The sequence below is a fragment of the Gammaproteobacteria bacterium genome (genome assembly GCA_029881255.1).
GTDB lineage: Bacteria > Pseudomonadota > Gammaproteobacteria > S012-40 > S012-40 > JAOUMY01.
In genome coordinates this window covers 670,083-688,683 of the sequence record JAOUMY010000001.1, presented here as the reverse complement: position 1 = coordinate 688,683, position 18,601 = coordinate 670,083, and the positions used below count along the sequence as shown (strand labels likewise).

General features: G+C 48.6%; 18 protein-coding genes and 2 riboswitches. Of the genes, 12 read left to right on the top strand and 6 right to left on the bottom strand.

Going from position 1 to position 18,601, the window contains the following annotated elements; all coding sequences use genetic code 11:
• Nucleotides 1-197 precede the first annotated feature (197 nt).
• The 9 genes from OEZ43_03240 to OEZ43_03200 all read left to right on the top strand — a co-directional run bounded on the left by OEZ43_03240 (nucleotide 198) and on the right by OEZ43_03200 (nucleotide 8,877).
• Nucleotides 198-728 carry a hypothetical protein gene (locus OEZ43_03240; protein ID MDH5544580.1) on the top strand — a complete coding sequence of 177 codons (531 nt, stop codon included), beginning with the start codon at nucleotides 198-200 and terminating at the stop codon, nucleotides 726-728.
• A 132-nt stretch (nucleotides 729-860) separates the two neighbouring features.
• A riboswitch (glycine riboswitch) is annotated at nucleotides 861-954 on the top strand.
• 15 nt (nucleotides 955-969) lie between these two features.
• Nucleotides 970-1,062, top strand: a riboswitch (glycine riboswitch).
• A 46-nt stretch (nucleotides 1,063-1,108) separates the two neighbouring features.
• Entirely contained in the window at nucleotides 1,109-2,197 is a 1,089-nt protein-coding gene (gcvT, locus tag OEZ43_03235) for a glycine cleavage system aminomethyltransferase GcvT (GenBank protein ID MDH5544579.1), read from the top strand.
• 21 nt (nucleotides 2,198-2,218) lie between these two features.
• Complete coding sequence (gcvH, locus tag OEZ43_03230; protein ID MDH5544578.1) at nucleotides 2,219-2,614, top strand: glycine cleavage system protein GcvH; 396 nt, start codon at nucleotides 2,219-2,221, stop codon at nucleotides 2,612-2,614.
• Nucleotides 2,615-2,631: 17 nt separating this feature from the next.
• On the top strand, nucleotides 2,632-3,984 hold the full coding sequence (gcvPA, locus tag OEZ43_03225) for an aminomethyl-transferring glycine dehydrogenase subunit GcvPA (GenBank protein ID MDH5544577.1): 1,353 nt from the start codon (nucleotides 2,632-2,634) through the stop codon (nucleotides 3,982-3,984).
• A 14-nt stretch (nucleotides 3,985-3,998) separates the two neighbouring features.
• Complete coding sequence (gcvPB, locus tag OEZ43_03220; GenBank protein MDH5544576.1) at nucleotides 3,999-5,453, top strand: aminomethyl-transferring glycine dehydrogenase subunit GcvPB; 1,455 nt, start codon at nucleotides 3,999-4,001, stop codon at nucleotides 5,451-5,453.
• Nucleotides 5,454-5,810, top strand: coding sequence for a diacylglycerol kinase (locus OEZ43_03215; protein ID MDH5544575.1), 357 nt, complete (start codon nucleotides 5,454-5,456; stop codon nucleotides 5,808-5,810).
• A gap of 68 nt (nucleotides 5,811-5,878) precedes the next feature.
• Nucleotides 5,879-6,823: a carbohydrate kinase family protein gene (locus tag OEZ43_03210; protein MDH5544574.1), complete on the top strand. Its 945-nt coding sequence runs from the start codon at nucleotides 5,879-5,881 to the stop codon at nucleotides 6,821-6,823.
• Between the two features lie 44 nt (nucleotides 6,824-6,867).
• Nucleotides 6,868-7,875, top strand: a complete 1,008-nt coding sequence (locus OEZ43_03205) for a formylglycine-generating enzyme family protein (protein ID MDH5544573.1) — start codon at nucleotides 6,868-6,870, stop codon at nucleotides 7,873-7,875.
• Nucleotides 7,876-7,884: 9 nt separating this feature from the next.
• Entirely contained in the window at nucleotides 7,885-8,877 is a 993-nt protein-coding gene (locus OEZ43_03200; GenBank protein ID MDH5544572.1) for a formylglycine-generating enzyme family protein, read from the top strand.
• Nucleotides 8,878-9,049: 172 nt separating this feature from the next.
• Here OEZ43_03200 and OEZ43_03195 read toward each other — a convergent pair whose 3' ends face one another.
• Nucleotides 9,050-10,006 carry an MBL fold metallo-hydrolase gene (locus tag OEZ43_03195; GenBank protein ID MDH5544571.1) on the bottom strand — a complete coding sequence of 319 codons (957 nt, stop codon included), beginning with the start codon at nucleotides 10,004-10,006 and terminating at the stop codon, nucleotides 9,050-9,052.
• Between the two features lie 189 nt (nucleotides 10,007-10,195).
• Between OEZ43_03195 and OEZ43_03190 the strand changes: the two genes are divergently transcribed.
• Together OEZ43_03190 and OEZ43_03185 are read left to right on the top strand one after the other, a co-directional pair.
• Complete coding sequence (locus OEZ43_03190; GenBank protein ID MDH5544570.1) at nucleotides 10,196-11,500, top strand: HAMP domain-containing protein; 1,305 nt, start codon at nucleotides 10,196-10,198, stop codon at nucleotides 11,498-11,500.
• The gene (locus tag OEZ43_03185; protein MDH5544569.1) at nucleotides 11,493-12,209 is read left to right on the top strand and encodes a response regulator transcription factor; all 717 of its coding nucleotides are present in this window, start codon (nucleotides 11,493-11,495) and stop codon (nucleotides 12,207-12,209) included. Before OEZ43_03190 ends, OEZ43_03185 begins: the two co-directional genes overlap by 8 nt.
• A 121-nt stretch (nucleotides 12,210-12,330) precedes the next feature.
• Here OEZ43_03185 and OEZ43_03180 read toward each other — a convergent pair whose 3' ends face one another.
• Together OEZ43_03180 and OEZ43_03175 are read right to left on the bottom strand one after the other, a co-directional pair.
• A complete protein-coding gene (locus OEZ43_03180; protein ID MDH5544568.1) occupies nucleotides 12,331-13,527 on the bottom strand; it encodes a trans-2-enoyl-CoA reductase family protein in 1,197 nt (398 codons plus the stop codon).
• Nucleotides 13,528-13,622: 95 nt separating this feature from the next.
• Nucleotides 13,623-14,165, bottom strand: a complete 543-nt coding sequence (locus OEZ43_03175) for a hypothetical protein (GenBank protein MDH5544567.1) — start codon at nucleotides 14,163-14,165, stop codon at nucleotides 13,623-13,625.
• 90 nt (nucleotides 14,166-14,255) lie between these two features.
• Here OEZ43_03175 and OEZ43_03170 point away from each other — a divergent pair, with 90 nt between their 5' ends.
• A complete protein-coding gene (locus tag OEZ43_03170; protein ID MDH5544566.1) occupies nucleotides 14,256-16,364 on the top strand; it encodes a M1 family aminopeptidase in 2,109 nt (702 codons plus the stop codon).
• A 3-nt stretch (nucleotides 16,365-16,367) separates the two neighbouring features.
• Here OEZ43_03170 and OEZ43_03165 read toward each other — a convergent pair whose 3' ends face one another.
• The 3 genes from OEZ43_03165 to OEZ43_03155 all read right to left on the bottom strand — a co-directional run bounded on the left by OEZ43_03165 (nucleotide 16,368) and on the right by OEZ43_03155 (nucleotide 18,587).
• A complete protein-coding gene (locus tag OEZ43_03165) occupies nucleotides 16,368-16,787 on the bottom strand; it encodes a hypothetical protein (GenBank protein MDH5544565.1) in 420 nt (139 codons plus the stop codon).
• 211 nt (nucleotides 16,788-16,998) lie between these two features.
• Nucleotides 16,999-17,949: a dimethyl sulfoxide reductase anchor subunit gene (locus OEZ43_03160; GenBank protein ID MDH5544564.1), complete on the bottom strand. Its 951-nt coding sequence runs from the start codon at nucleotides 17,947-17,949 to the stop codon at nucleotides 16,999-17,001.
• Nucleotides 17,950-17,966: 17 nt separating this feature from the next.
• Nucleotides 17,967-18,587 (bottom strand): 4Fe-4S dicluster domain-containing protein, encoded by a 621-nt coding sequence (locus OEZ43_03155; protein MDH5544563.1) that lies wholly within the window; start codon nucleotides 18,585-18,587, stop codon nucleotides 17,967-17,969.
• Nucleotides 18,588-18,601 lie beyond the last annotated feature (14 nt).

Here is an 18,601-nt window from a genome sequence, read left to right as displayed (position 1 = left end):
ACCCTATTTTCAAGCTGCTGGCGCGTTTTTCCCGACTAGTGGCGCCGATTTCCCGCACCTGCCTGTACTAGAAAAATCCTGTCGTTTTTTTCCCGCGCAATGTCGTGTTTCGTCCTCTTATCCATACCGCATACACCCGACAATCAACTCAGCAACAACGGCAAATATTTCACCGAAACGCTTCAGGAGAAAATCTTATGAAACTGTATACACTGCAAAGAAATCTGACCTTTACCAACTATGCTCTCATCTTGATATTGACACTCGCTACCTGCATGAACGGCGCACGTGCCGCAGACCACGAACGACACACCAAAGTAGGTAGTAATGTCCTCACAATGATTGGAATCGGCGATGCCAACTTAAATTTTGAGACAGGCGTCTCTGACCAGATCTCGCTGGTTTCCTCAATCCACTATGTTTCTGGTACCAAGGTCGTTCCAAGCGAAGGCAGAGGTGTTCGTGCGTCTGTCGGAATGAGAGGCTACAAAGAAGAAAACATGAAAGGCATATTTGTAGAGCTCAAAGGTGGTCTCAATTATTACAAAGACGCCAGCGGCACAGATATCACCGGACGCAGTCTGTCGCCCTCATTCGAATTGTTTCTAGGCCAATCGAATATGTTCAATGACGTCATCTTTTATGACTTCAAGGCCGGCGTTATGCGGGTACTGAATACCGGCACGATATTGCCCGGGCTCGGTTTCTCCATCGGTGCAAAATTCTAATAAAAAGTTGCCACACTGGTACTAGAGGGCCTTAGGCCCTCTTTTTTTATACGCTCGAATTCCCCAAGCTGCACATGGTCAACAAAACCTTTTAATTCCCCACTTTGCCCGGTATCATTCGCCATTCCAACGTATCCCTGTTTAGGAGACACCTCGTCGCAAGAAAACGAGGGGCCGAAGGCGCAACTTCCCGGAATCGCTCAGGCAAAAGGACTATTCAGGACTCGACCATCACAGATCGAACGTTGGCTCTGGAGAGTGGCTGCACACAGCCCACCGAAGGGGAGGAGTCACTCGACTCTAAACTCTCAGGTTTGCGGACAGAGGGGTAGGTAGCCTTAGTGGCTGTATTCCATCACGCAAACAGGGAGAACTATCCCATGGGTCAACAAACCCCATTATTTCAGGACCACCAGCAGGCCGGCGCCAAAATAGTTGATTTCGCGGGCTGGGACATGCCCATCCATTACGGATCCCAACTCGAAGAACATCATCAGGTACGCAATGATGCCGGTATGTTTGATGTATCGCACATGACTATCGTCGATATGCGTGGTGACAAGGTCAAAGATTTCCTGCACACCCTGCTCGCCAATAACATCGACAAGTGCACCTTCCCCGGCAAGGCCGTCTATAGCTGCATGTTGAATCCCAATGGTGGCGTAATCGACGACCTCATTACTTATTATATGGACGACCAGTGGTTTCGCACCGTGGTGAACGCCGCAACACGTGACAAAGACCTCGCCTGGATCGAGCAACAGGCACGGGACTTTGGGGTTAGCATTCAAACACGCGACGACTTGGCCATGATTGCGGTTCAGGGTCCGAATGCCAGAGAAAAAGCGCTATCGGTACTCAATAAAGATGCACGAACGCCCGCCGCAGAATTAAAGCCTTTTGTTGCCGCAGCCTGTGGCGACATGTTCATCGCCCGTACCGGTTATACCGGAGAAGATGGATTTGAAATCATGCTGCCTGCTGCACAGGCCTCAGACCTATGGCAAAAACTCGCCGCCAATGGGGTCAAGCCTATTGGCCTGGGCGCGCGCGATACCTTGCGTCTTGAAGCCGGCATGAACCTCTACGGCACCGATATGGACGAAGAAACTTCGCCACTAGCCGCCGGCCTGGGCTGGACGATAGCCTGGGAACCTCAGGATCGCGCCTTTATCGGTCGCGACGCTTTGGCAAGTTACCGCGAAAACAATCCCTGGAAATTTGTTGGCCTGGTATTGTCAGGCAAAGGCGTTTTACGCAATCATCAGAAAGTTATCGTCGAAGGTGTTGGCGAAGGTGAAATCACCAGTGGTAGTTTCTCCCCCACCCTGGGTAAAGCGATTGCACTCGCGCGCGTTCCCAAGGACACAGGTGACGAAGTATTAGTAGAAATCCGCAATAAACAGTTGCCCGCGAAAGTGGTAAAAACCGTTTTTGTTCGTAACGGAAAATCCCAAATCGATTTATAAATCAACAAGAGGAACACAAACATGAGCAATATCCCTGAAGGCCTCAAGTACACCAAGTCCCATGAGTGGGTCGAAATTGGTGATGACGGCGTTATCACCATGGGCATCACCGATCACGCACAGGAATTACTTGGTGATCTGGTTTTTGTTGAGCCGCCAGAAGTCGGTACCGAAACCGAAGCAGGCGAGCCTTGTGGTGTAGTCGAGTCGGTTAAGGCCGCTTCCGATATCTACGCCCCGGTTACCGGCGAAGTCGTTGAAAGCAACGAGGACCTGGGTGACACGCCCGAAACAATCAATAACGACGCCTATGCCGATGGCTGGATCTGTCGCATCAAAATGAGCAACCCCAGTGAGCTGGAAGAGCTGATGAGTGCCGCGGAATACACCGAATTCGCCGCGTCAGAAGAGCACTAAACCGAACCGAGTTAACTATGCCGTATATTCCACATACCGAAGAAGACATCAAATCCATGCTAGGCACCATTGGTGTCTCCAGCATTAACGATTTGTTCGATGAAATTCCAGCAGCGCTACGCAATGACACCCTGGACAGAGTGCCTTCACAAATGAGTGAGATGGCCGTCGCGCGACTGATGAGTGAGCGCGCAAACAAAGACGGAATGCCCTTGTGCTTTGCCGGTGCCGGTGCCTATGAGCATCATATTCCGGCGGCGGTTTGGGAAATCGCCACCCGCGGTGAATTCTATAGCGCGTATACGCCTTATCAGGCCGAGGCCAGCCAGGGCACATTGCAGCTGATATACGAATATCAGAGCATGATCTCCAGCCTAACTGGTCTCGATGTGTCCAACGCTTCTCTTTACGATGGCGCTACGGGCTTAGCGGAAGCGATTTTGATGGCCGTACGTGCCAATCGTAAATCCAAGAGCAAGCGCATCTTGATGCCACGCACGGTGCATCCCAGCTATCGCAAAGTGGCTAATACTATCGTCAAGAACCAGGGCATCGTCATTGAGGAAATCGACTACGATCGCAGCAGAGGGATAGTCGATGTCGCATCTCTACCGGCAGAGCCGGGTGACTTTACGGCGCTGGTTATACCTCAGCCCAACTTCTTCGGTTGTCTGGAGGACGTGAATGCGCTCACCGATTGGGCACACTCACACAACGCGTTGGTAATCGGCATTACCAATCCCACCAGTCTCGCCTTACTGACGCCGCCGGGAGAATGGGGGCAAGATGGCGCAGACATCGCTTGTGGCGATGGTCAACCGCTAGGTATTCCACTGTCTTCAGGCGGCCCCTACTTCGGTTTTCTGTGTTGCAAAATAGAACATGTTCGACAAATGCCTGGGCGTATCGTCGGACGCACTGTAGACCTTGATGGTAAGCCCGGCTTTACCCTGACCTTGCAGGCGCGTGAACAACACATACGTAGATCGAAAGCGACATCAAACATCTGTACCAACCAGGGACTGATGGTCACCGCCGCGACTATTTACATGAGCATCATGGGCCCCGATGGACTTGAGCGTACAGCACTAGCCAGTCACCAGAACACCCAAACATTGATCAACAAGTTGACTCAACTGAATGGTGTTGAGGCCGCGTTTACGCCACCTTTCTTTCACGAACAGGTGATCAAGATCAAGGGTGACGCCAAGGCCTTGCTATGCAAACTGGCTGGGCAAAACATTGTTGGCGGTTATGCGCTGGAAGACGAATATCCGGAACTGGAAAACGCTATTTTGGTTTGCGCTACCGAAACCAAGTCACAGGCAGACATCGACTCCTTCGTCGATGCCATCCAGTCCGCGTTGTAAGAGAGTAAAACACCATGTTGATTTTTGAATTGGCACAAAACGGACGCGTTAATCACGCCCAGTCTGTTAATACCACAGCGGACAACGGCATACCTGAGGCACTTCGACGTAAAAAACGTCCAGGCTTGCCCGAGGTATCTGAGCTCCAGGCGGTTAGGCATTACACCCGCCTTTCGCAGAAAAACTTTTCCATCGATACCCATTTCTATCCACTGGGTTCGTGCACCATGAAGTACAACCCGCGCGCGTGTAATTCACTCGCAATGCTACCTGGCTTTTTGGCGCGACACCCGTATAGCCACGAATCGCTAGGCCAGGGATTTCTTGCCTGCATGTATGACCTCCAGGAAATACTCAAAGACGTCACCGGTATGAAGGGCGTGGCACTCGCACCGATGGCTGGCGCTCAGGGAGAATTTGCCGGTGTTGCCATGATCCGCGCCTATCACGATGCGAAAGGTGATAGCGAACGTAACGAGATCCTGGTACCCGATGCAGCGCACGGGACAAATCCTGCGACAGCAGTCATGTGCGGTTACAAGGTTCGTGAGATACCGACCAACGACCAAGGCGATGTGGACATTGAAGCGCTAAAAACTGCGGTCGGACCACAGACAGCAGGTCTGATGTTGACCAACCCATCCACCCTGGGCGTATTCGAACGCAAGATCAAGGAAATCTCTGGCATCGTGCATCAAGCGGGTGGACTGCTTTATTACGATGGTGCAAATCTCAACGCCATACTTGGGAAAGTAAAACCCGGCGATATGGGATTTGACGTTATTCATATGAATCTACACAAAACCTTTTCCACGCCACACGGTGGAGGGGGGCCAGGAGCGGGTCCGATCGGCGTAAATGAACGACTTTTGCCATATATGCCTGTTCCTGTCGTCGCCAAAGCGGGTGACACCTTCCGCCTGTTGCAGGAAAAAGACATGCCTGCGACCATGGGGCGCCTGAGCACCTTCATGGGTAACGCCGGCATCCTAATGCGCGCCTACATCTATGCGCGCTTGCTCGGTAAAGAGGGAATGCATCGCGTGGGTGAGTTTGCGACCCTAAACGCGAATTACCTGATGAAGCGTCTACAGCAGAAAGGTTTTGAGCTGGCCTTTCCCGAACGACGCGCCACACATGAGTTTATTGTGACCCTCAAATCACAGGCCAAGACGCTCAAGGTAAACACCATGGATTTTGCCAAGCGTCTGCTCGATCTGGGCTTTCATGCGCCGACGACGTATTTCCCTCTACTCGTACCCGAGTGTCTGTTGATCGAACCAACAGAAACCGAGTCCAGGGAAATACTCGACGCCTTTGTCGAGGCCATGGTGCAAATCCAACGGGAGGCAGAGACAACGCCTGAACAAGTGACTGGCGCGCCGCACACCATGCCGGTGAAACGCCTGGATGAAGTCAGGGCTGCAAAGCAGCTAGACCTGTCGTGGCATGCGAGTAACAACAAATAAATGAAAGAGAGCAGAGGCCTCTTTAGAGCGGTAGTGGCGGCAAAATATTCCTGGTTGGGATTAAAAGCCGCCTGGCGCAATGAAGAGGCCTTTCGCCAGGAAATCGTTCTTTTCTTTATACTTGCCCCGCTGGGTATCTGGCTGGGCGAAACTGGCCTGGAAAAATCAATACTTTGCGGCGTGTTAGTGCTGGTTTTGATCGTCGAGTTGCTCAATAGCGGTCTGGAGGCCATAGTCGATCGCGTCAGCACGGAACACCATGAATTGTCAGGCCGCGCCAAGGACTTAGGCTCTGCAGCAGTTATGCTGGCCCAGCTGAATGTCCTACTCACCTGGGCGCTGATCCTATATTTCTGAACTGCGGTTTTTCCCACCGATAAAAAAACAGTACACTACAAGCCATTGAAAATCTCAGGAGAAGTAAGATGACTGCCTTGATTTGCGGTTCCTATGCCTACGACACCGTCATGGTCTTCCATGATCGGTTCAAGAATCACATACTGCCCGACAAGACCCATATGCTAAACGTATCCTTTCTGGTGCCTGAGATGCGCAGAGAATTCGGTGGCTGCGCCGGCAACATCGCCTACAACCTGAAGCTGCTCGGCGGCGATCCCCTGCCTATGGCCACGGTTGGCAGCGACTTCGGCCCCTATGCGAACTGGATGGATGAGTGCGGTATCAGTCGCAAACACATCAAGACCATCAAGGAAAGCTATACCGGGCAGGCCTTTATCACAACCGATATGGACGATAACCAGATCACCGCCTTCCATCCTGGTGCCATGGGTTTCTCCCATGAGAACTCGGTAAAGTCAGCGAAAGGAATTAGCATCGGCATTATTTCTCCCGATGGCCGTGACGGTATGTTACAACACGCGCAGGAATTCTATGAAGCCGGTATCCCGTTTATATTTGATCCGGGTCAAGGCATGCCAATGTTCGACGGTGATGAATTGAAACGCTTTATCGAATTGGCAACCTGGGTGACGGTTAATGATTACGAAGCCGAGATGTTGCAGAACAAGACGGGCTTGTCTCCTCACGAAGTTGCCGAACAAACTGAGGCGTTTATTGTAACGCTTGGCAGTAAAGGCTCTCACATATACACCAAGACTCATCGTCATGAGATCCCTAGTGCCACACCTAAGGAACTCAACGACCCAACCGGCTGTGGTGACGCCTATCGCGCTGGTCTTTTATTTGGGCTCATGCATGATCTGGATTGGGAAACCACGGGTCGGATAGCATCTTTATGCGGTGCAATAAAAATTGAAACCCACGGACCACAAAACCATAGTTTTACTCGCCAGTCTTTCGGACAACGCTACGAGGAAAACTTCGGTCACAGTCTGGAAAGCTTTTCTTGAACGACAAGCCGGTTGTCCAGTGTGACAACCGGACGACAATCCATATGACATCAGTAATATTTTTTTTTATTTCGCTAGCCTTTTCCGTTGCCGTTTTGGCAATGGAAAAGCCAGCCGACCATTTTCACGTCCAGGCCTGTGTTAAGTGCCATAGCGACGGCATCGACATCAAAGCCATACTTCGTAATAACGATAATAGTTGCCTGAATTGTCATACGCGTACGGAAATCAAACACAAACTAAAGACCATCGCCAGTGCTCCGCAGAATCCTGTCGAACAGAAGGACGAGGGGAAAGCGGTGTTAGGTATGCAATTCCCTATGTTTTCCGCAGAGTCTCGCTTAGGCGACAAACCTAACGAGATGGCATCTGTTCCGGCAGGGACGTTTATACGCGGCACAAATGAGCGTCTGTTTGACGAAGGCCCTCAGCACACGGCGAAAACACGGTCTTTTCTGATCGATAAATATGAAGTAACGAATCTGCAATACAAACGTTTTATTGAGGAAACCCGTCGTAAATCACCCAAACATTTTGTCAATCGCAATTACCCGGAAGGCAAGGCAGATCACCCGGTAACTTACGTCGATTGGTACGATGCAAAGGAATATTGTGAGTGGGCAGGCAAACGATTGCCTAGCGATGTCGAGTGGGAAAAAGCGGCGCGAGGACACGACGGACGCACCTATCCCTGGGGCAATACCTTCGAAGTAAAAAACGCCAATATGCCCTTACGTTGGCTGGAACTCGGTCGCAAACTTGGCGACACCACGCCGGTTGGCGCATTCGAAGGCGGCAGGAGTCCATTCGGGGTTTACGACATGACGGGCAATGTGTGGGAATGGACCGACTCATGGTATCAGGCCTACCCCAATAGCAAAGTTGCCTCGGAGAACTACGGTAAACGATACAAAACACTTAAGGGTGGTTCGTGGTTTGATTGCTCATTTTATAAATGCGGTATTTCGGCACCTGTATATAATCGCGCATTTTTCGCGCGCCGTACAAAAAACGACACCTTTGGCTTTCGTTGCGCCAAAGACAGTGATTGAGATTAAAAAATGAAAACACTTTTTCCTTTTCTATTTCTGTGCCTAATGATTAGCGCCTGCAGCAAAAACACGACGAATGAGGAACAGGCACCGCTTACCGCTAAATCGGAAAAAGCGAAACAGGTTGTTCAGGGAAGCCATGCAAATATTGCCATGGTAAAAGTCCCAGCTGGTGAGTTCATACGCGGGAGTGACAAGGAAGACAAAGAAGGCCTGCAACAACGCTACGGATTTCCCGATCCTTTATTTCTGGATGAACACCCGCAACACACGATGCATTTAAAAGATTTTTATATCGATCAGTACGAGGTATCCCTCAAGCAGTACAAGGAATTCGTAAGTGCTACTGAGCACAAAAAACCTATGTATTGGTTTCAAAACGGCTACGCGCTGACTATGGAAGAGGCAGCCACTATGGAAGAGGGTTTGTTTCGTAAAATCGCTGCGGAACATTTCAAACTCGATATGGACACCACCAAAATGAGTCGTGCCGCCATAATCGAGGAAATGAAAAAGAAACAAGCCGAGCTAGACGTCTATCCCGCTACAGGGGTGAGCTGGCATGACGCCGACGCGTATTGCAAGTGGCGTGGTCAACGACTGCCTACAGAAGCGGAATGGGAAAAGGCTGCGCGCGGGCCTAATGGCAATGAATTTCCCTGGGGCAATCAATGGGATACGGAGAAAACTGAAACAGGGGACGATTCTGAGTTTGACGAAGGCATTGCCCCGATAGGTGCCTATCCACAGAACAAATCTTATTACGGTGCCTACGACCTGGGAGGAAATGTCTGGGAGTGGGTAGACGATTGGTATCAAGCCTATCCCGGGAATAATAATCAAAACGAAAAGTTCGGCACCATACACAAGGTTATCCGCGGTGGCGGCGGAGGTGTGGGCCACTACGCTATAAGCTACTTCTTCCGCGGCGCAACCCGTCAGTATGCCGAGCCTGAAGTACTGGGCGAGGACGTCGGATTTCGCTGTGCGAAAGACATTTAGTCAGTTGAGTTTACCGGGATTGCTACTTCTAATTTGGTTCTCCCAATCGTGGATATACCAACACTGGCGTAAAGTTCTAAGTCGTTGCGAAACTTTTAGCTGTACGGTTGGCAACACATGAGCCATCACGAAACACAACATTAAAAGCTCAATTCTTTTCACTAAAACCACCCTAAAAACTGGATTCCTCCACCTCCAGAAACATACGATTCACATTAATGCCAAAGCGATCATCAAAGCCTGACATTTGACGATATTTGCCAACCTCGATCTTATTTTTCATTTCAAAATCCGCCAGACCTTCATCGAAATAGTGCTTTACCTGATCGTGTAACAGATGCACATAATCAATCATATAGTCGATCCCATTTTTGTCAGTCACCGGCCCATGACCGGGAACCACCTTGGTAAACGACATCTGCTTCAGATCCTGCAATGCCTTTAGATTACCCATTGGACTGGCGTCCTGAAATCCAGGCGTGCGCAAATAGAACAATATATCGCCTGCAAGCAAGACTTTTTCTTCCTCTATCAATACCGCAATATCACCTTTTGTATGAGCATGAGCTGGATGATAAAGCTTGAGCGTCAAGCCATGCAGTTGCAGTGTTTCATTGCCCTGCAACCGTTCTGAAGGATAGACAGGCCTGGTTCCCGCGGTTTCACCCTTAGTCATATCGAGAAGAATTTTTGTCCACTGATCGCCGATTTGCTGTGCAGTATCGATCATGACAGCATGTCCGAAAATCTTTGTTTTTGTGCTGCTCTCAATAAAGGCCTGGTTACCCATCCAATGATCGGCGTGATGGTGAGTATTGAAGACGTGGGTAATCGGTTTATCACTGCGTTTGCGAATTTCGCGGATAATCATCTCGCCAATTTGCTTACTGCCACCGGAATCGAAGACCATCACGCCAGCTTCCCCAATAACAAAAACTGAGTTGCAGATATAACCCTGATTGATTTTGTTAGGCACGTCCATATCGCCGACCATAGCAAAAACCCGATCACTCACCTGTACAACGTTGGGATTTGCAAGATTCGGCGTTGGTCCGGCTATCCGATGCTCCTCTACGGCGAATGCACTGTTCACGACAAATATGACGATTAGAGTAAATATAGCTCTCATTCCTGGCATCCTTTGCATTGAAAGGAGTCCATCATCCCGTCAAGCAAACAACTTGTTAAGGGGCGGATGCACAGTGATGAGTACTTTCAAACTGGACACGAACTGTGCATATTCACATTCGATACTATTGTCTTTCCGCGTAGCATTTTGATATTGATAGTTCTCTATTCCTGAATACGGGTTCACCACATGTCATTTCGCTCTCAAATCCTTCTGGCGCCACTTCTAATGGTGCTTATACTCATCATCCTGGTAAGCTTTATGCGCAGCTACCATACGGAATTAACAACAAAAAACAGCGAAATAAGGCATTGGGCCAAACTCACCGACAGTTTACACATCGCCATAGGGGCGGGTGAGCGCATGTTACGCCTGATTAACCAACAACAGTCTATTGCTATAGAAGAAGACGAATTCGTCTTTAATTATTCTGATCAATTTATGATGTATAGCGATGCGATAGACTGCCAGGCATGCCGACCTTATCTAAGCAATGATCTAATAAATCAAATCAACGCCAGCGTAGCGACGCTAAATATGTCTGACAAATGGAACGCTGCGCATGCCGCCGCGACCTTGGACAAACTGCTACCCCGCCTGGAGCACCAATACAACCTATTACTCGCGCAAAAGCGTGACACATACATGACATACTATGATGAATTGAACCAAACTGGCGATCAGCTGATTTTTTGGTCTCTGGTAAGTATTTTCGCTTGTATAGTTGTTGGCGTTGGACTTGCTCTGTATTTCAGCACTCGAATCAGTCGCCGAATAAGTGTTCTTGCTGAACATGCACGCTCTATCACTCAGGGCGATCTACACGTGACGCCGCGCTCTGAAAAACCGCAGGATGAACTCGATCAACTCACCAATTATTTATCTGATATGACACAAAAGCTGATAAATGTCGTGGCCGTAGATAAACTCATGCAAGGCGCCGAAGAAGAGCGGCGGCGGCTGGCGATGGAACTACATGATGGCGCTTTAGCTGACCTTGCAGCGCTTCGTAGAAAACTTGACGATATGTATACCAAGGACGTTGACCAGTGCATCACCAACATACGCGACATTATTGAGGACATACACCCGCAGACACTGAGTCATCTTGGTCTTCAGGCGAGTCTGAATGCCTATATGAACCGACATTTAGACCAGAACAAACAACTCTATCATCTCAGTGTTCCTGACCATCTTGAAGAACATCTCGGTCCGGATAAACTCATACATGTTTACAGAATCATCACGGAAGCCATCATCAATACGGTCAAGCATGCCAGCGCAAAACGTCTGGAGGTAAGCGCCTTAAGTAGTGAAAGCGGCGTGCGCTTTATCGTTGAAGACGATGGAAACGGTTTACAGGAGTCTGCCACCGGGGGCTTTGGTATTAGCAATATGCTTGAGCGTGCAAAACTGATTGGTGCCCAGCTTTCATTCCGCCAGTCACGTTTCAGTAGCGGTACCTGCCTCGAACTCGAGGTTCGCTATGCATGATGCTGTAATTCATGTCGCTGAAGACAATCCCCGAGATCGTGAGTTTCTTGAACAAACACTGAGTGGACTTACCATTGTGTTTCACCGGGAAGGGCAATCTGCACTTAGCGCCTTGAGGGGCTGCGCCAACATCTGTTTACTCACTGACATTCAAATGCCGGATCTAAATGGTCTGGCCCTGGCTAAAAAGCTGTGGCAAGTACAGCCATCGGCTCGTATTGTTTTCTGGAGTAATCATGCAGATGAAAGCTATTTGCGTGAACTACAAAAAATTGTCCCCGAACAGACTGTTTATGGTTATGTCTTGAAGAACAACACTTCCGTCGAACTTGGCAAAGCGATTAAGGCTGTGTTTGTTGACGATCAGTGCTGGATTGATCCTATGATCAAACCCGTACAAGCACGCCTCACCACACGCATGGATGCTTTAACTGATGTTGAGTATGAAGCGCTTATCGATATGGCACTGGGCTTGACGGACAATGGGATTGCGCGTCGGCGCTATCTTTCTCGACGCGGCGTACAGAATCGACTCGCCGCAATATATCAGAAACTCAATGCCAATGACGAAAGCGTCACCCCGGAGTGGATCAACCCACGTGTGCGTGCTGTCAAACAGGCAATTGAACGAGGTTTGTTAAACGACGAAATTCTACGCCAGGCAGATGAGGCATTACAGCATTGGTTGGCTCAGCAAATTCATACATAGTCACGTCTGGATTTCAGAAATGAATACTTGAAATCATCTTTCTGTACGAATTGCCGAGTGATTAAGACGCTGGATTGAGTGAGAGCAACCTACTGGCTCTCACTCAGCTGTCACCATTCCATTAGAGTGTAGCTGGATGAAAGTCCACGGCAGGATTCACATCTGCATCATAGTCCACCCCGGGAACGCCGAAACCAAATAGCTTTAGAAACTCATCTTTGTAGTCTTGATAGTCGGTCATTTCAAACAGATTGGCACTGGTGATCTGCGGCCACATTTCTCTGATAGCGCCTTGAACATCCTCACGCAGTTCCCAGTCGTCCATACGCACACGCTGTGTATCGTCTAGCTCGGGCCCACCATTGCGATAGAGTTGTGTACGAAACATGCGATTGATTTGATCCAGCACACCCTCGTGTACTTGCTTTTCCTTCATAACGCGAAAAGACATCGCGATGTAAAGCGGCATCACCGGTATCGCCGCCGATGCCTGGGTCACCACACTCTTTAACACAGCGATGTTGGCGCTTCCATTCAGCGGTGCAAGTTGCTTCCGTAACGAAGCTGCCGCGCGATCCATATCTTCCTTAGCCTTACCAAGCGCCCCTTCCCAGTAAATAGGCCATGTTATATCACTACCGATATAGCTATAGGCCAGGGTTTGAACGCCATCGGCCAGCACGCCAGCTTCCTGCAGAGCAGACATCCACAATTCCCAGTCTTCGCCACCCATGACAGTTACGGTGTTGGCGATTTCCTCGTCAGTCGCCGGCTCAACCTCAGCCTGTATGATTTCATCCTTGCTCAAGTCTATAGCTGTTGCCTTATACGGTTTGCCAATCGGCTTTAACACTGAACGGATCAATTCGCCGTTATCAGGCAACTTACGCACAGGCGAGGCAAGTGAATAGACCACCATGTCTATCTGCCCGAGGTCTTCCTTAATCATCTCGATAACTTTGGCACGCGCTTCATGTGAAAACGCGTCACCATTAACACTCTTGGCGTAAAGACCCGCTTTGTGCGCTGCATTTTCGAACGCCCACGTGTTGTACCACCCAGCAGTTCCAGGCTTTTTTTCGGTCCCTTCCTTTTCCAGAAATACGCCGATAGTCGCAGCACCACAGCCAAAAGCCGCTACGATACGCGAGGCCAGCCCATATCCCGTAGATGCCCCTATGACCAAGACCTTTTTCGGACTGTTTTCGATCTTGCCACCTGCCTGCACTTTTTCTATTTGCTCAGCGACGTTCGCGGCGCAACCGCTTGGATGGGTGGTAGTACAAATAAATCCACGGGTTTTTGGCTTAATAATCACGAATACGTATTCCTTCTAATCAAATTAATGAAGACTGGCGAAAGTTTCCGGTTTTTAGACGCCTGAAGTCAAGTTGGATGACAAATAATCCTTTGCTATGGACCTGCAAAGAACTCGAACAACAGGCTTCCATCTCCAATTGATGGATGTAACTCAGGCAAGGGCGCAGATCTGAATAGCGCAATTTCTATCGAACGCACGAGTTGTTGATTGTCCTGACAGCCTTTGATATCAATTTCGGTCACACAACCACTTTCAGACAAACGAAGCTCGACATTGCACTGATAGGGTCGGTCAATATTGGCTGGCTTAATCCACTTGCTCGACAAACTGCTTTTCAACAATCTGGCGATCTGCTCTTTAGGCATGGCCACATGTGTTTTATGCGTTTCAATGAGACACGATTCTTCATTGCGCTCAGTATCTAGCGCGGTATCGATAGCGCTCGGCGCTAAACTGATGTCGTTGAAAGCAAACACTTGCTCCTGGCTATAATCAATTTGCGGTGGTGCCGCTGGTTCTGCAGGCGTAAGAATTGCCTCCTGTTCTTTGGTTTCTGCCGGCAACTCGATCTTCTGTGGAGCAGACGTACAGGCAAACAACCCACTAAAAACAGCAATGAAAATAAACCTTTGCATATAAACTCCCCCGATAGAACAGGACTCTGTATGAATTTTGCAATAAAATCTTAGGTCGCTTTATTCAGAAATACAGGTCGCTTATAAAGAATGAAAAAACTGGCTTTCTACATCTCATTATTCGCCATTTGCCAATTATGGGTTTCCTATTCCAGTGCTGACAATAGCGCTAAAAACACCGAAGTTGTACATCATTCTTTCGAAATTTCGATATCGCCAAAGAAAAACCGTATCAAAATCTCAGACACTATTTCAGTGCCAGAGAACATGCAAAATACATCCCTGAGCTTTCGTTTAAACAAGGCATTCAAAATTGAGAAATCCAACGTCCCGATTGAAACGACAGAAAATACCGGGGTAGAAAACAATTTAGGAACAACATTTCAGGAATATCGTCTCAGTGCTCCCATAAAGCAATTGAGTCTTTCGTATAGCGGCACTATTTCCTTAAGTGCCAACCCCGCAGACCAGGTCGGTATTATTAGTGAAGATGGGATCTTCCTGGATTCCTCTAGTGGTTGGTTCCCTGTTTTTGCCGATGAACTTTTTACGTTTGAGCTCGATATCACCGTGCCCAAAGATTATACCATCATCAGCCAGGGAACTCGTCGATCAGACACCCACAGTAAGCGCTCACACATCATGAATTGGGAAGAAACTCAAGCGCAGAACAATATCTACATTGTTGGCGGTGCGGTTGTCGAATTTAACAAATCCCGTAGAGATCTCACCGCCCATGCCTTTATGCGCAGCTTTGACAAAAAGTTGACCGAACATTTTCTCCAGGCAACGTTTGATTACATTGATATGTATAACGAGCTCATCGGACCATATCCCTACTCCAAATTTGCATTAATCGAAAATTCTTGGGAAAGCGGATTTAGCATGCCCTCATTCACGCTACTCGGCCCGAAATTAATTCGCATGCCAGAGACCCTTTATACCTCTTATCCGCACGAAATATTACATAACTGGTGGGGAAACAGCGTTTATGTCGACTATGAAACCGGTAATTGGGCAGAAGGGCTAACGGCTTATTTATCAGACCATCTCTACAAAGAGCAGCAACATGTTGGAGCGCACTATAGACGCGAGATCCTACAAACATATACGGATTTTGCGCGTACCCAGACAGAATTTCCCCTAGCAGAATTCCGTTCTAAACATAGCAAAGGATCTGAGGCGATAGGATATGGAAAGGCTTTAATGTTTTTTCACATGTTACGTCTGAAAATAGGTGACGAAAAATTCAAGGACTTCCTTAAAGCCTTTTTCGCCCAGGGCAAGTTTAAAATCAACAGCTATGACGATATGCGCACCATTGTTGAAGGCATGATAGGCAAAAGTTTCGAAGACTATTTTCTGCAATGGGTAAAATCGACGGGCGCGCCATCGATCGAATTGGTCGAACCTGTGGTGGATAGCATAAGCAAACAGCTAATATTCACGTTAAGACAAACACAAGACACTCTGGACTTTCAGTTCGATATTCCCATAGAAATCTGGTCAGAGGCAGACACCCCAGAAAATGTGACCGTTACCTTAGCCCAGCGCGAACAGAAATATGTTTTAAACTATTCGCATATGCCGGTTGCTATGAAAGTTGATCCTGGGTTTGACGTTTTTCGACGTCTCAGTGACTACGAAATTCCTTCGGCGCTTGGCCTGGGGTTTGGTGAAAACAAAATTGTCGCCGTCATATCTTCGGACGAAAACGCTCAGGCCTATGAGAACATGGTCAAAACCTGGGCGGCCCAGAGCCCAGCGAACTGGACCATAGCAAAGGACAAAGACATTAATGAAATCCCGCAAGGAGACATAGTCTGGCTATTAGGGTGGAATAACAAATTTATGCAGCGACTGCCCAAAACCGGGATGGCGTTGACGCCGGATGGCGTAATTATAGAAAACCAGACCTACACTCGGGATGAACATTCCGTTGTTCTCACAAATCGAAATGACGAAATGAAAACCATCATCTGGGTTGCCGCAAAAAATAACCTGGCAATCCAAGGGCTCACACGAAAACTTCCACAATACAAGCCATACAGCTACCTGGTATTTCGCGGCAATAATCCTGAAAATATTCGCAAGGGTCAGTGGGAAACTACGATGTCTCCACTAAATTACGTTTTTGATCAAAGCTATCCAATTAGGCTGAGCCAACCCGCTGCGCCGCTCGCGCCATCGGCGTTTTAGAATTCATTGCGCAGAAGGCCAGGCGAGATTCGCTTCGATAATCAATACAATCAATAGCGCAACAAACAGGCCTGCTGCATAGTAAAAATTACCCAATAGAATTTGACCCAAGGCACTACCGTCTTCCACCTCCGGCCTGTCTTTAACAAAGAGATGGTAAGCCCACGTAATTAGCATCGCAAAACTACCCAAATTGAAGGTGTGTGCTATCGGACGCCAACGTTTCGTGTGATAGATTGCCCCGCCAAGCACCAGTAACAACAAATAAGGGGACGGATAAACAAACATCGCTGCCATTACGGTAAGGGTAATGTCTTTTTCTGCCTGAAATCCCGAATAAAAGCCTGCCACGACAGTGGCAATACTGCAGAACAGAAGCATAATCAGGCCAGATAATAAAATTTTGAAATCTGAATTTGCCATATACGACACCTATATTGCACACCCGGAACGATCAGAAATCATTGTAGAACAGTAGGAAACAAACTAATTTTGTACTGACATAGCCACCACTAGTTCTCAACCTTATTCAAAAGCAGTGAGGTAGATTCAGACATAAGAATTCCAGCGAGCAAAATCTAAACAAAAAGGGTCGAGAAAATCTCACCCCCTTTAAGCTTAGTTCTCGAAGACATCAGCCTACTGTCTGATAGTAAATATTCTGTGGATGATTGACCTGGGCAAAGAAATGCCAGCGTTCTGCCACCAATCCAAACATGTGTATCGCCAGTGCAGCAGCGTACAGATGGGTGATGTCAGTGATGATCCCGCCTAGATGCAAACCGGCCGGAATAACGAAAGCCGTGAGCATGAAAACCACTTTGATATTCTGTACGAATGATTCTTTCGCACCATGAACAAACTCCCTGGTGTTATACGAACCGCCCATCATCCCCATCGAACGCTGTTTGATATTGGGGTGACGCACACCGATCGCCGTCTGTACCGTGGTTGTCGGTTTCTCGCGCAATTCTTTGTTACGTGACAACACCATTCCGCGGGTGATTAGTCCAAAGACGGTGGCAATCAAGGCTATATAGGCGAAAGGCTGAATCAATGCAGGCGCTTCCAGGCTTGCATATACCGCCGCGACAGAGAATCCCGATGCCGTACCAAATACGACAAAGTTAATCACCGTCAACGGTGTCGCCCACTCGCGCAGGAATTTCAAACAGGCGTAAATCATTCCAGTACAAATATACAAACCAATATTGAAGATCATACCGACCAGGCCTATGGCCAGCGTCGTGGTGTAATCCATGCGCAGGAAGTGAGCAACCGTATAGATAAACACCATCAGCATAAACGATGGCAGGGCGATGATTTCGCGCGACAACCATGAGGTACGCCACTGAGAAAATGCCCGCCAACCCCGCAATGGGTGACCAAGGTGAAACGTCGACGAAATCAGGCCGGCAGTTAATAACACCAGGGCGATTACGCCGCCTATAAAATAAAAATTATTTCCATACTGAACCATGGGCTCGGACAATTCGTAAATCTGCCCGACCAATAACGCAGTAAACAAACCCTGGCCAGCGCCGGCAAGAGTTGTAAAGAAAATAACGGAAAACGCTGGATGCATTACTTACTCCTGTATTCTTATCGCTTGATGTGACGCGGCAAATAGTGATTCGCCGGACGCGTACCAATTTCTGGCATCAACTGATAACCATTATTTTCGCGGATACGACGTGATGCTTCTGAGTCCGGGTCATGGACGTCGCCATAAATACGCGCACTAGCCGGACATGCCATTACACATGAGGGCTTACGTTCCGCCTCCGGCAGAGATTCGTCATACAAACGATCCACACACAGCGTGCACTTCTTCATTACCTTGGCATGTTCGTCGAACTCACGCGCGCCATATGGACACGCCCAGGAGCAATACTTACATCCAATACACTTGTCATAATCGACAAGCACGATACCGTCTTCTGCGCGCTTATGGCTCGCACCCGTCGGGCATACCGGGACACATGGCGCGTCTTCGCAATGCAGACAGGATTTTGGAAAATGAATCGTTTGCGTATTCGGAAAAGTACCGACCTCAAACGTCTGGACGCGATTAAAGAATACGCCGTTGGGATCTTTGCCATAGGGATTGTTATCGGGCATAGGTCCCGCTGTTCCCGAGGTGTTCCATTCCTTACAACTGGTAACACAGGCGTGACAACCCACGCACACATTCAAATCGATAACGAGAGCTAGTTGTGTCATGTCTCAGGCTACTC

Coding starts and splice junctions, on each gene's coding strand:
- OEZ43_03240 (MDH5544580.1), top strand. CDS start 198: ATGAAACTGTATACACTGCAAAGAAATCTGACCTTTACCAACTATGCT.
- gcvT (MDH5544579.1), top strand. CDS start 1,109: ATGGGTCAACAAACCCCATTATTTCAGGACCACCAGCAGGCCGGCGCC.
- gcvH (MDH5544578.1), top strand. CDS start 2,219: ATGAGCAATATCCCTGAAGGCCTCAAGTACACCAAGTCCCATGAGTGG.
- gcvPA (MDH5544577.1), top strand. CDS start 2,632: ATGCCGTATATTCCACATACCGAAGAAGACATCAAATCCATGCTAGGC.
- gcvPB (MDH5544576.1), top strand. CDS start 3,999: ATGTTGATTTTTGAATTGGCACAAAACGGACGCGTTAATCACGCCCAG.
- OEZ43_03215 (MDH5544575.1), top strand. CDS start 5,454: ATGAAAGAGAGCAGAGGCCTCTTTAGAGCGGTAGTGGCGGCAAAATAT.
- OEZ43_03210 (MDH5544574.1), top strand. CDS start 5,879: ATGACTGCCTTGATTTGCGGTTCCTATGCCTACGACACCGTCATGGTC.
- OEZ43_03205 (MDH5544573.1), top strand. CDS start 6,868: ATGACATCAGTAATATTTTTTTTTATTTCGCTAGCCTTTTCCGTTGCC.
- OEZ43_03200 (MDH5544572.1), top strand. CDS start 7,885: ATGAAAACACTTTTTCCTTTTCTATTTCTGTGCCTAATGATTAGCGCC.
- OEZ43_03195 (MDH5544571.1), bottom strand. CDS start 10,006: ATGAGAGCTATATTTACTCTAATCGTCATATTTGTCGTGAACAGTGCA.
- OEZ43_03190 (MDH5544570.1), top strand. CDS start 10,196: ATGTCATTTCGCTCTCAAATCCTTCTGGCGCCACTTCTAATGGTGCTT.
- OEZ43_03185 (MDH5544569.1), top strand. CDS start 11,493: ATGCATGATGCTGTAATTCATGTCGCTGAAGACAATCCCCGAGATCGT.
- OEZ43_03175 (MDH5544567.1), bottom strand. CDS start 14,165: ATGCAAAGGTTTATTTTCATTGCTGTTTTTAGTGGGTTGTTTGCCTGT.
- OEZ43_03170 (MDH5544566.1), top strand. CDS start 14,256: ATGAAAAAACTGGCTTTCTACATCTCATTATTCGCCATTTGCCAATTA.
- OEZ43_03165 (MDH5544565.1), bottom strand. CDS start 16,787: ATGGCAAATTCAGATTTCAAAATTTTATTATCTGGCCTGATTATGCTT.
- OEZ43_03160 (MDH5544564.1), bottom strand. CDS start 17,949: ATGCATCCAGCGTTTTCCGTTATTTTCTTTACAACTCTTGCCGGCGCT.
- OEZ43_03155 (MDH5544563.1), bottom strand. CDS start 18,587: ATGACACAACTAGCTCTCGTTATCGATTTGAATGTGTGCGTGGGTTGT.